The 12,623-nt window shown below is 56.5% G+C and carries 8 protein-coding genes, 1 tRNA gene and 2 rRNA genes (1 of these 11 running past the window's edge); 6 read left to right on the top strand and 5 right to left on the bottom strand.

Translation table 11 applies throughout. The annotated features are described in order from the left end of the window. The 3 genes from LKE65_RS00650 to LKE65_RS00640 form a co-directional block, all read left to right on the top strand. Positions 1-1,809 (top strand): 23S ribosomal RNA (locus LKE65_RS00650) (it extends 932 nt beyond the left edge of the window). A 112-nt stretch (positions 1,810-1,921) separates the two neighbouring features. Continuing rightward, a 5S ribosomal RNA gene (gene rrf, locus LKE65_RS00645) occupies positions 1,922-2,037 on the top strand. Between the two features lie 54 nt (positions 2,038-2,091). Then, positions 2,092-2,168 (top strand) — tRNA-Met (locus LKE65_RS00640). Here LKE65_RS00640 and LKE65_RS00635 read toward each other — a convergent pair. Then, positions 2,125-3,804 carry a recombinase family protein gene (locus LKE65_RS00635; RefSeq protein ID WP_278741713.1) on the bottom strand — a complete coding sequence of 560 codons (1,680 nt, stop codon included), beginning with the start codon at positions 3,802-3,804 and terminating at the stop codon, positions 2,125-2,127. The genes LKE65_RS00640 and LKE65_RS00635 overlap by 44 nt on opposite strands. Positions 3,805-4,247: 443 nt before the next feature. On the opposite strand from LKE65_RS00635, the gene recD2 reads away from it, so the two are divergent. Further along, positions 4,248-6,434 carry an SF1B family DNA helicase RecD2 gene (recD2, locus tag LKE65_RS00630; protein ID WP_278740008.1) on the top strand — a complete coding sequence of 729 codons (2,187 nt, stop codon included), beginning with the start codon at positions 4,248-4,250 and terminating at the stop codon, positions 6,432-6,434. Positions 6,435-6,706: 272 nt separating this feature from the next. Here recD2 and LKE65_RS00625 read toward each other — a convergent pair whose 3' ends face one another. The 4 genes from LKE65_RS00625 to LKE65_RS00610 form a co-directional block, all read right to left on the bottom strand. After that, positions 6,707-7,663, bottom strand: a complete 957-nt coding sequence (locus tag LKE65_RS00625) for a hypothetical protein (RefSeq protein WP_278740007.1) — start codon at positions 7,661-7,663, stop codon at positions 6,707-6,709. Then, positions 7,663-8,763 (bottom strand): DUF3696 domain-containing protein, encoded by a 1,101-nt coding sequence (locus LKE65_RS00620; RefSeq protein WP_278740006.1) that lies wholly within the window; start codon positions 8,761-8,763, stop codon positions 7,663-7,665. The genes LKE65_RS00625 and LKE65_RS00620 overlap by 1 nt, the downstream gene beginning before the upstream one ends. Further along, entirely contained in the window at positions 8,756-9,943 is a 1,188-nt protein-coding gene (locus LKE65_RS00615; protein WP_278740005.1) for a DUF262 domain-containing protein, read from the bottom strand. The genes LKE65_RS00620 and LKE65_RS00615 overlap by 8 nt, the downstream gene beginning before the upstream one ends. Positions 9,944-10,344: 401 nt before the next feature. Continuing rightward, positions 10,345-10,815 (bottom strand): hypothetical protein, encoded by a 471-nt coding sequence (locus LKE65_RS00610; RefSeq protein WP_278740004.1) that lies wholly within the window; start codon positions 10,813-10,815, stop codon positions 10,345-10,347. Between the two features lie 409 nt (positions 10,816-11,224). Here LKE65_RS00610 and LKE65_RS00605 point away from each other — a divergent pair, with 409 nt between their 5' ends. Next, entirely contained in the window at positions 11,225-11,881 is a 657-nt protein-coding gene (locus LKE65_RS00605) for a hypothetical protein (RefSeq protein WP_278740003.1), read from the top strand. Position 11,882: 1 nt separating this feature from the next. After that, a complete protein-coding gene (locus LKE65_RS00600) occupies positions 11,883-12,575 on the top strand; it encodes a PIN domain-containing protein (RefSeq protein WP_278740002.1) in 693 nt (230 codons plus the stop codon). The last annotated feature ends 48 nt before the right edge of the window (positions 12,576-12,623 follow it).

Raw genomic sequence — 12,623 nt, 5'->3', positions numbered from 1 at the left:
TGGGTGCTAAGGTCCATTGTCGAGAGGGAAACAGCCCAGACCACCAGCTAAGGCCCCTAAATCGTGGCTAAGTGGGAAAGGATGTGGGGATTCCATAACAACCAGGAGGTTGGCTTAGAAGCAGCCATCCTTTAAAGAAAGCGTAATAGCTCACTGGTCTAATAGAAACCCTGCGCCGAAAATGTAACGGGGCTCAAGCCACGTGCCGAAGCTGTGGGTGCATACTATGTATGCGCGGTAGCGGAGCGTTCCGTAGGTCTGTGAAGGAAGCGGGGTGACCCCTTCTGGAGATATCGGAAGTGCGAATGCTGACATGAGTAGCGACAAACAGTGCGAGAAACACTGTCGCCGAAAGTCCAAGGGTTCCTGCGCAAGGTTAATCCACGCAGGGTTAGTCGGCCCCTAAGGCGAGGGCGAAAGCCGTAGTCGATGGGAATCAGGTGAATATTCCTGAACCTGCCAGAAGTGACGAATGCGATATGTTGTTGGTCCTTAACGGATTGGACCGGCTTTTGGAGCATTCCAGGAAATAGCTCTGGCGTATAGACCGTACCCTAAACCGACACAGGTGGACTGGTAGAGCATACCAAGGCGCTTGAGAGAACGATGCTGAAGGAACTAGGCAAATTACTCGTGTAACTTCGGGATAAGCGAGACCCACATTTGGGCAACCATTTGTGGGTGGCACAGACCAGGGGGTAGCGACTGTTTAGTAAAAACACAGGACTCTGCGAAGTCGAAAGACGACGTATAGGGTCTGACGCCTGCCCGGTGCCGGAAGGTTAAGAGGAGGTGTGAGAGCACTGAATTGAAGCCCCGGTAAACGGCGGCCGTAACTATAACGGTCCTAAGGTAGCGAAATTCCTTGTCGGGTAAGTTCCGACCTGCACGAATGGCGTAACGACTTCCCCGCTGTCTCCAGCATCGGCTCAGCGAAATTGAATTCCCCGTGAAGATGCGGGGTATCCGCGGTCAGACGGAAAGACCCTATGAACCTTTACTGTAGCTTTACAGTGGCATCAGAGACATTCTGTGTAGGATAGGTGGGAGGCTTTGAAGCAGGGGCGCCAGTTCTTGTGGAGCCATCCTTGAAATACCACCCTGAATTTTTCTGATGTCTAACCGCGGCCAGTAAGCCTGGTCCGGGACCCTGTATGGTGGGCAGTTTGACTGGGGCGGTCGCCTCCCAAAGTGTAACGGAGGCGCGCGATGGTGGGCTCAGGCCGGTCGGAAACCGGCTGTTGAGTGCAATGGCATAAGCCCGCCTGACTGCGAGAGTGACAGCTCGAGCAGAGACGAAAGTCGGCCATAGTGATCCGGTGGTCCCGCGTGGAAGGGCCATCGCTCAACGGATAAAAGGTACTCTAGGGATAACAGGCTGATCTCCCCCAAGAGTCCACATCGACGGGGAGGTTTGGCACCTCGATGTCGGCTCATCACATCCTGGGGCTGGAGCAGGTCCCAAGGGTTCGGCTGTTCGCCGATTAAAGTGGTACGTGAGCTGGGTTTAGAACGTCGTGAGACAGTTCGGTCCCTATCTGCCGTGGATGTTGGAGATTTGAGAGGATTTGTCCCTAGTACGAGAGGACCGGGATGAACATACCTCTGGTGCACCGGTTGTCGCGCCAGCGGCACAGCCGGGTAGCTAAGTATGGACGGGATAACCGCTGAAAGCATCTAAGCGGGAAACCCACCTCAAAACTAGATCTCCCTGAGGGTCGTGGTAGACCACCACGTTAATAGGCCAGATGTGAAAGCGTGGTAACACGTGCAGCTAACTGGTCCTAATCACCCAATAGGCTCACTCTCACACTATCCTTACGGATAGCCCGTGCACAGAAATCATCCATAACCACGTCACACACAAAACACCAAAACGCACCAACCGCATCCACACACCCTTACAGGGTAGTCTGGATGACCTGGTGGCCATGGCGGGGAGAGTTCCACCCGATCCCATCCCGAACTCGGCCGTGAAAACCCCCAGCGCCTATGATACTGCGGCTTAAGCCGCGGGAAAGTCGGTCGCCGCCAGGTCTTCCAGTCTACCCTCACAAAACTAAGCCAAAACAAAATCAGCACTCTCTCAACCGCGGGGTGGAGCAGCCCGGTAGCTCGTCAGGCTCATAACCTGAAGGCCGCAGGTTCAAATCCTGCCCCCGCAACCATCTGAACTTGCGATGCCAACGCATCACGAACCCCAGCCCCGAAACGGGCTGGGGTTTTCGTTTGTCCGCCTGACGCGACCGTCAGGATGCCGGCAAGGTCGCCCCGGACGTCGATCAGGAGCCCCTTGTCGGACGGCGTCAGGATGATCGCCTCGATCAGAGAGCGGATCACCTCGGCCGCCTCCTGGCGTTTCTCGTCCAGCTCGGAATGCAGCATGTCGTGCAGCCGCGCGAGCTGCCGGTGGTAGAACTCCGCCATCTGGGGATGGAGCAGGGGCGGGGGTGCCTCGGCGGTCGCAAGGAAGTCTTTGAGTTCGGTCTTGCGGGCTTCGAGTTTGGATCCGCGTTCCTTGACCGTCTCGATCGAGATGGCTTCCGAAAGGTAGAGGTCCATCAGCCGCTGGATGTCGCGCTCGACCCGCTTCAGTTCTGATTCCGCTGCGCCGATGTCGGCGGATGCCTCCATGCGCAGTCGGTTCATCTCGTCCGTAAACGCGTTGCAGAACTCGGCGAACAAGGCCGGATCCATCAGGTGGTGACGCAGGGCGTCAAGCACGCGCCGCTCCAGTTCCTCGCGCCGGATATTGGTCCGGTTGTGGCAGGTGCCCTTGTTGCGCGCTGTCGAGCAGCCGAGCAGGGTGCCGGAGATCATCGAATAACCTCCACCGCAGCAACCACACTTGCTCAGGCCGGAAAACAGATAGCGCGGACGGCGTTTCTCGCGGAAATGGTCAGGTGATGATGTGTCACGTGTGTCCCGGCTTGCGCTGACGCTGGCCTGCCGCGCCTTGACCGCGTCCCAGAGTTCCTGGTCGACGATCCGCAGTTCCGGCACCTCCTGGATCACCCATTCGGAGTCCGGATTGGGGCGGGCCTGACGTTTGCCGGTATCGGGATCCTTGATGAAGCGCTGGCGGTTCCACACCAGCCTGCCCACATACATCTCATTATTGAGAATACCGGTGCCGCGTAGCCGGTTGCCGTTGATGGTGGAGAAGCCCCAGGCGCCGCTGCCTGGGGCCGGGATGCCTTCATCGTTGAGACGGAAGGCAATGGCGCGCGGTCCCAGTCCGGCCGCGAAGTCGCGAAAGATGCGACGGACGACCTCGGCCTCCTGCGGGTTGATCGTGCGGTCGCCCCGGATCGGCTCGCCGCTAGCGTCGAGTTTGCGCACCACGTCATAGCCGTAGGCATTGCCACCGCCGGACTTGCCCCGTTCGACCCGGCCTCGCAGGCCGCGATGGGTCTTTTCGGCCAGGTCCTTCAGGAACAGGGCGTTCATCGTGCCCTTGAGGCCGACATGCAGATGCGAGACTTCTCCCTCGGAAAGGGTGACGATCCGCACGCCCGCATAATTCATGCGTTTGAAGACGCCAGCGATGTCCTCTTGGTCGCGGGAGAGGCGGTCCATCGCTTCGGCCAGCACGATCTGGAACCGCCCGCGCTGCGCATCCGCGATCAGCGCCTGGATGCCGGGCCGCATCAAGGACGCGCCTGAGATCGCGTGGTCGGTATACTCCTCGACGATGGTCCAGCCCTGTTTCTCCGCGTGGGTGCGGCAGACCCGAAGCTGGTCGGCGATCGAGGCATCGCGCTGGTTGTCGGACGAATAGCGGGCGTAGAGCGCGACCTTCATGGCGGATCATCCCTTACGGTCCGGAGCGGCGGCGCTGCTCCTGTTGCTGAGACCGGAACCAGTCCCGTGCCGCACGGCGCGCCATGAGGCGGACGAACGCCACAAGGCGCGGGTCGGGGGCGTTGGGTCGCAGGACGAGCCGTAATTCGGGCTCGGGCGGCCGATACGCCGGGGCAATGGACTGGCTGGGTCTGTCCGTCATCGTCGCTCTCTTCCGACCGCAAGGCAAGGAAAACAGACACACGATCCGGACAGATGACTGTTATTTCAATGGAAATCCGCAATATGGAAAGTCGCGCTTGTGCGTGCTCCAGCGTACGGAATCGTAGTTACGGGTAGTCCCGGATACAGGCGCGTCGTACAAATACTGGCGTTTGGCGGCAGCACGGGAGGGGAGGGCGAGTCATGAACGAGACGGGAGTGCTGTTCTTCCGGCAGGCCGGATGAGCGGACGCGCCACCGACTCTTCGCCCACGGAAGCGTTGGCGGGACTGGTCGAGCGGGTGACGTTCCACAATGCTGAGAACGGCTTCTGCGTTCTGCGGGTGAAAGTGCGGGGGCAGTGCGATCTCGTCACCGTCGTCGGCCATGCCGCGATAATCTCGGCGGGCGAGTTCGTGCAGATGTCGGGGCGCTGGTTCAACGACCACACCCACGGCCTCCAGTTCAAGGCCGAGTTCCTCAAGGCCAGCCCACCGACCACGGTCGAGGGCATCGAACGCTATCTCGGTTCGGGCATGATCCGTGGCATTGGTCCCGTCTATGCCAAAAAGCTGGTGAAAGCGTTCGGTGAGGCGGTGTTTGACCTGATCGAACAGGAGCCCGGCCGTCTGCGGGAGGTGACGGGTATCGGCCCGAAACGCGCGGACCGGATCGTCGCCGGCTGGGCGGACCAGAAGGTAATCCGTGAGATCATGCTGTTTCTGCACAGTAACGGCGTCGGCACTTCGCGCGCCGTGCGGATCTTCAAGACCTACGGCCAGGATGCGGTCAAACTGATCAGCGAGAACCCCTATCGGCTGGCGAAGGATATTCGGGGCATCGGATTCAAAACCGCCGACCAGATTGCCCAGAAGATGGGACTCGCGCCCGACGCCATGATTCGGGTGAGGGCAGGGATTTCCTATGCCCTCGGCGAGGCCATGGATGAGGGGCATTGCGGTCTGCCGGTCGGGGAATTGCTGACCAGCACCGCCGAACTGCTGGAGGTCGCCACCCCTCTGATCGAGACAGCCCTCGCGCTGGAGCTGGAGGCGGGCGACGTTATTGCCGACAGCGTGGGCGAGACGCGCTGCATCTTCCTGGCGGGTCTCTATCGCGCGGAGCAGAGCATCGCCGAGCGATTGCGCGCCTGCGCCGTCGGTCGGCCGCCCTGGCCGGAGATCGACGCTGAAAAGGCCATGACCTGGGTGGAAAGGAAGACCGGGCTTGCGCTCGCGCCCAGCCAGCAAGAGGCGGTGCGCCTGGCCTTGCGCAGCAAGGTGCTGGTGATCACGGGTGGCCCCGGTGTGGGCAAGACCACGCTGGTCAACGCCATCCTGAAAATCGTGACAGCCAAGGGCACAGACGTGCAGCTTTGCGCGCCGACCGGTCGCGCAGCGAAGCGCCTGTCGGAAAGCACCGGACTGGAAGGCAAGACCATCCACCGCCTGCTGGAGACCGATCCGGCCACGGGGAGTTTCAAGCGGGACGATACCAACCCGCTGACCTGCGATCTGCTGGTCGTGGACGAGGCCAGCATGGTCGATGTGCTTCTGATGCGCTCCCTGCTGCGTGCGTTGCCCGATAGCGCAGCCCTGCTGATCGTGGGCGACGTGGACCAGTTGCCGTCCGTTGGGCCGGGGCAGGTGCTGGCCGACATCATCGGCTCGGGTGCCGTGCCTGTGGTGCGGCTGACCGAGGTGTTCCGCCAGGCGGCGCAGAGCCGGATCATCACCAATGCGCACCGGCTCAATGAGGGCAGGATGCCCGAACTGAGCGCGGAAGAGGGATCGGATTTCTACTTCGTGGAGGCGGCCGAGCCCGAGGTCGGGCTGCGCAAGTTGCTGGCCGTGGTGAAGGACCGCATCCCGGCGCGGTTCGGGCTGGACCCGGTTCGCGACGTGCAGGTGCTTTGCCCGATGAACCGGGGCGGCCTTGGGGCGCGGTCGCTGAATATCGAATTGCAGCAGGCGCTGAACCCGCCAGGCGACGTGAAGGTCGAGCGGTTCGGCTGGACCTATGGTCCCGGCGACAAGGTGATGCAGATCGCCAACGACTATGACCGGGACGTCTTTAATGGGGACCTGGGGGTTATCGACCGGATCGATGTGGAAGAGGGCGAACTGACGGTCTCATTCGATGGACGGGAGGTCGTTTACGGTTTCGGGGAACTGGATGAACTGGTGCTGGCCTACGCCACCACGATCCACAAGAGCCAGGGATCGGAATACCCGGCAGTGGTGATTCCGCTGGTGACGCGGCATTACGCCATGCTGGCGCGGAACCTGCTCTATACGGGTGTGACACGGGGGCGGAAGCTCGTCGTGCTCGTGGGCCAGAAGAAGGCGCTGGCCATCGCGGTGCGCAATCAGGGCGGGAGGCGGCGGTGGTCGAAGCTCAGGGAATGGCTGGCCAGTAACATCGCATGATGGAATGACGGGGGTGTCTCCATGTCGGCTTCCGCCTCAAGTCAGACATCAAAGTGGTGATGTCGGCTGCCCGAAAGCCGACATCGTCAGGCAAACCGCAATAGACCTCGTTTGGGATTTAGCATGCATTCACCGGACATCCGCGGAACGACCGTACCCGCCTGAAGCGGTCGCTCTTCAGCCAACCTTGCGCGCGACCAGCTATGTCTGACACGAAGACCAACGGTTCATCATCGCCTTATCTAAAAATCAGGACGTTCAAATATTGATGTCTAAAATTTCTTCCTATTCTTGGAATTATCTTCTATTTTTTCTCCGATATAGGCAACGATCAAGCGTTTGTTCGTAGCATCCATCCTAAAATGAAGGCGCCCGGCACCCGGTGTGAAACGGGCATGCATATCGAAACATCTTTTCTCATTATCCAAATCAGTAAAAAAGCAGAGTTTTTTTCGCTGCTGCCCTTCCCCGCTCACTTTGCTAAGCCATGCTGGCTCACTGCTTGTCGTGGGATCCCAAGCAACCACAGCTTGCTGTAGTTCATCAAAGCGCTCGCTGACCGCCCTCCACCACGGATGGCCAACACCAATTACTCTGAACTGGTCAAGAGCACTCTGAAGGAATTCTATATTCGAAAGCCGTGTAGAGCGACTTGCCTCGAAGTCTGCGAAATCGACATAGGGATACTTGCCCACCTCCTCCAACCAAGGACGATGAAAATTGACATCTGCTTCCTTGCTGACATTGCGGACTTGAACGGCCTTCGCCACGATACCAACGGTTCCATCGTCCGCTTCCTCAAGTCCGACGCGTTGCACATTGAAGATTGTTGACTGCCAAGGCAGGGTATTGAAGCTCAGCGTAATGCCGTCGAAAAGACTGGCAAGTCCCAATGCCTTTGAAACCTGCCCATTGAATTGGAATTCTAGAGCATCGTCAGTTTCGCGAGCTTCAGTCAATCCATTCTTCATCGGGGAACGATTAATTAAAGCCAACAAAAAGCTAGCAAACTCGCGAGTTTGCCCATTCTGATGAAATTCCTTAAAGCCGAATTCGTGATTAAATCTCCATTTTGAAATTGGTGTCTCTGTCTGAAAGGAAAAATCCTTTCTCAAATTACAGATCGACCTGACTACTGTCGCAAGATCACTTAACTGACGCCGCACCTCATCGGTGGCCGTTTCGTCAGTAGGCATCGACAGTTCGTTCAGAAAACCCAGCAGAGACATCAGCTGAGCAGGTCCATCAATGCAATATCCCACTGATCGAAAAAGCCTTCCGGCCAGAAGGTCAGCTTACCGTCAGGCTGCATGCCAGGGCTCACAAAGCAGCTTTGCCGCGTCTCTGCATCCCGACTGAAGAAATGCATCTTCACAGCCTCACTGCAAATCTCGTGATTCTTGACGGCCAGACGCACCCCATTGAGCAAATGATCACTGTGCGTCTCGACAAGCACCTGAATTCCAACAGATGCTGCGCGCGCAATAAGCCGCCCCATCGCCATCTGTCCACGAGGGTGAAGATGAGCTTCAGGATTTTCGAGAAGCACAAGGCCGCCTGGCGGCGTAGCAAGGCAAGCAATGATAATCGGCAAACTATAAGCCAAGCCAAAGCCGACATTGGTCGGGCGATAGTCGTGAGATGTATTTGCCCCGGAGCCATAGGCGAAGCTTAACCTGACAAAGTCGGTCCCTGCCACATCATGAACGCCAACACGCACGCCCGGCGAAAATTCTTGCATCCAGGCATTGACCTGGCTCAGCAGCCCATGCGTCGCGTCAGACTTCTTCGGATATCGGACCCGTTCAGGAACAACCTCATCCTGAAAAAGGTTAAGGAAATGGGCCGCGAATTCCCCCTTCACCCCAAGGATCTTGTGTTGGCTTACCGCATGCCGGGACTTTGCATAGGTCGTTTGCGGATTCACGCGATCAGCTCGAAGAAACTGGAATTTATCGGAGAAAAGGACCCCAGACACATCATAGTCCTGGCCGACTTCACTTCGTTCCAACACGTCGCTTAGTTGGTCATACGCGACTGTCCATGTCGATATTTTGCCATTCTCAACCAATCCAAGGCCCAATTGTCCACCTTCGCTATCCTCGTGCAGCGCGTCGGAGCCGATACCCAACTCAGCAAAGGAACCGTTTAAAAGCCAGTGACCTTCCTGAAGGTACCCAGCTTCGTGAGACTGCCTAAGGACGCCAAGTGCTTGCAATATGGTACTTTTTCCGGAGCTATTTAAGCCGGACAGCAAAGTGAGCGGCGCCAAGGCGATTGATGCCGACTTGAAACCCTTGAAATTACTAAGGGAAATTCTCTCAAGCATGAAGCAGGTCCTGAAACAGCTCCTTGATCTTTTCAAACCGTAGGCGAATTTTCGCTATGCTTCCAGTTCCTTGAGAAATCGCACGATCAAACTCTCGATTGGCCATCAACTCGAGAAAACCTTTTTTTACCTGTATTCGGCGATCAACCAGCTTGCACTGATCCTGATCCGAAAGCTCCGAAATATTGACCGCTATAGCTTCAAACAAAGCCTTGTTGATCGGAGAGCGGCTATCTTCCACTCGATAGCGCTTGCGAAATGCGTCATCCTCAAAAATCTGAAACGCAACTTTCATGGCCTTATCAAAGGCGATTTTATGATCGAATAGCTCGAGTTCGTTCATAACATTGATCGATCGCATTGCCTGACCAAGAAAGTGGTCGAAATCGGCTGACTTATAGTCATCTGCTTTGCTCAGCCGAAATGCTATAAACCTCAGAACAAGCTCTCGGTCCGTCATGCGGTCAGGACTAACTGCATAGGACGTTGCTTCGAGAAAGCTTTTGGAATTCGCCCAGTCCCTGAGCAGTGTTCTGGCGTATCCTCCGATCAATGCATGCCGTAACTCCTGCGCTGACAAAGGAACGCCGCCTGTATTGATTCTGGCGAATATATTATCTTTTACAACTTCGGGCGTACTGTGCTTGATCACATGCACGACCAACTCGGTTTCTTCCAATCGACGCATCATTTTGCTGGTTAACTGCCCAAACTCTTTTCCGTCAAATTGCAGTCCCAGATATTCTAGACCCGTCAATATGAGTGGGGTATCACCAGTGGACGCAGGATCTATGAAGCGAGCTATAGCAGTAAGCCTCTGGATGCCATCTACGATCGCCCAGGTTTCATCCTCATCTTCCGCCGCATAGAAAGTCGGCAGAGGAATTTTTAAAAGAATGGACTCGATCAAACGGCTTTGGCGCGCATCAGTCCAAATTCCGCGCCGCCGCTGGAATTCGGGGTCCAGATCGATCGCTTTATGCCTAATACGCGAGATCATAAGCCCAATCGTCATTGATCGGGTCTGAACCTCAATCTTTTCGGGATCGAACGGCTCTCGAATCTCTCCGGTGGATGCAGTGGCATCAGCGCGCTCAAGTTCGATCCCGGTGTTTTCGCCAAGCTCGTTCCGCTCTTCGTGGATGGACGCTTTTTCCGGAGTCTGAATTGCCGTCATCATGAAGCCTGCTGCATATAATTTCGATTGACCTTTAACCTGATACAGCCATGGTTAGCTGCCGTTCGCTTGATTGATCCTACCAATCGGCAAGTACTGATTCAAGTAAGCAAGTTCCCGGGCTAATTAGGCTCCCAGCCCGAGAGCATGTTTCTTGCTGGGTGAATGAATGCCCTCTTTCGATGTTCGCAGCCTCATTTCTACCTGATCACGATCCGGTCATGACAATCACTCGCCAGTCGTGAGGTTTAATTGCCGGTGGGATAGTACAAGTACTTCTTACCATCCCAGTGACGATAAACAAAGTCACCGGCGATCGCGGCGTTGATCGCCTCTAGGGTGACCTTTAGATCCTTTCGTTCGAACCCGTGGTCAAAGAGACGATTATAGAGAATTGACCAAGCTCAGCAGGAATCGGAGAAGTCAACGGTGCCAGCTGTTGATCCGAACACCCATCCGAATACAACATTGCCCGCGATCAGGGCCTTGGTTAGTTTCTTGTCTCCTCCCCCGCAGGTAGCCATGACCAGCGCTTTTTTCGGCCCCGAAGCGGGCTTAATTAGCTCGACAAATTTAGCCCAATTAAGCTCTTTTCCACTTGTCAGCTGAACCCCTGAACTGTTTCCATGCGACGAAAAATGGAGGACCTCAAAGTTTTCCGCCGCCGCTACGGCGATAGCGCGTTTAACCAAGGGCAGGGTGAAGGCTATGCGGTATTCCGTCTTCATGCCGAGGATGCGCAACATCTCGTTGGCCGCGTGGCCGTCGAGACGCCGGTCGTAAAAGTCTTTAGGATTTAGCGTTTCCACGATGTAAACACTGTCGAGCTTACGTATTTGGACTTGTAACCTCATCGAAACCCGGACAACTAACATGCGCGGGTGCATCATTTCTGCGTGGTGGCCAGCATAGACGTGACCAACGGCGGTTATCAGTAAGCTTTTAGGAGAGAGACGAACACCCCCCCCCAATTCGCCTGCCTGCTCAGCGATACAGGAGCAGTCAGGCGGCAGTCGCCCTCATCCCGGACACAGGACAAGACACCCTACATTTCTGATAGTGGACGCAACTCAATCATAGCCAATCAATGAGATTGGGCCACAATCGGTCAGGTGTGTTCCGGGATAGGCGTAGATAAGCTGCCGTTCGCTGAGAGGTTTCAATTAGGGAGCAGCGCCCAGCGCGGTGTCACGCACTTTGCAAGCATCTGGTAAAATACTCTTGGCCGCCTTATAGACATGAACTCAGCGCGACGATGGAACAGCCAAATAGGCTAGGAGTGACATGAGCGGAATTGAGGTCTTTCAGGATATGGCGCTGACAGGGCCATTCAATGAACGGAAATCACTTGCGGGCGCGCTAAAACAAAGCGCTGCCGTTCCATGGATATTCGATGAAACCGGTTCAAAGAATGCCGAGGACAACGCGAACGGCGACGTAGGTATCTTAATTTTTCTGCATAACGGAGAAGCAGATCTTCCTGCCGCACGTCTCGTACTATGGCCTGATGCAGAGGGTTTTTATGTGCCCAACATCACGCCCACTGCGACTGACAACCTAACAATAGCGCAGTATAATGCGCTGCTATCGAACTTTGCTGATGTGATCGCGAGACCGATTGCGCGTCGGTTCGGATATGTCGTCAATCTTACTTCTGCCAGACAGAACCTTGAAGACTGGATGTCCGAGGAAGCGGCGACCGCCCTCCGTCGCTTCTCGGCTTCGGCGAACAAGTCTACCGGAGCGAGTCATCCGCTGGACGAACGCCGCTGGTTCGATTTCATCATTGCCGTTCACCGTGCCCATGACGATGTCGGCACCGATCGGCTGGCACGTTGGCTCCACGAAGTCGAAAGCTGGACACAGGAAACAGCGCATGATCTCGCAGGGGAGTTCGAACGCGGCCTCGCGCTTCTGACGCGGGAAGTCGAGACCCGCTGAGGTGCAGGCGTTCGATCCCAACGCGATCGCCGCGCTTAGCGTGCCGGTGCTTTGCATCGACACCTGCTCGCTGCTCGACATCATGCGCGATCCGACACGTGACAGCACGCAGGCGCGTGACCGGCTGGCAGCGATCGATCTAGTCAAACGCCTGGAAAGCCTAGACTTGGTCTGCCTGGTCGCCGAACAGGTGGAAATGGAATTCGGCAGCCATGACACTGACATACAACTGGAGGCCGAGAACGCGATCCGCAAGCTGAGAGAGCGCGTCGACCAAGTAAACCAGATCCACGCCACCTTTCTGAGCGCGGTAAAGGTAGACCTGACGCATTTGGACAATGTGGTGGCTCCGGCCCGTCAGATCATCACGCGCTGGACCAACGCCGCCCATCGCGTGTCCAGTTCGCCTGCTATCTACAGCAAGGCAATGTATCGTGTGAACCAAGGCATTGCGCCAGCGCGCAAGGGGAAGGATTCAGTTAAGGATTGCGTGGTGGTGGAGACTTATCTTAGCGCAGTAGATGACCTCCGTACTGCCAGAATGCCGACGAACGTGGTCTTTCTTTCGTCCAATACTAAGGAATATCGGGCCGAAGGCAAAACCCTGCATCCCGACCTCGTTACAGATTTCAGTAATATAAACATAACATATGCGCCCAACATGTCAGCGGCCAAGGCGTTGCTTGGCTTTTAAGGGGCGGCCAGCCGATCCGTAAAGCTGTCGGCATCCCGGATGGTCACA

Source organism: Acetobacter fabarum (assembly GCF_022483405.1).
GTDB classification, from domain to species: Bacteria; Pseudomonadota; Alphaproteobacteria; order Acetobacterales; family Acetobacteraceae; genus Acetobacter; species Acetobacter fabarum.
Note: the sequence above shows the minus strand (reverse complement) of the source record. Positions and strands in the feature narration are given on the sequence as shown.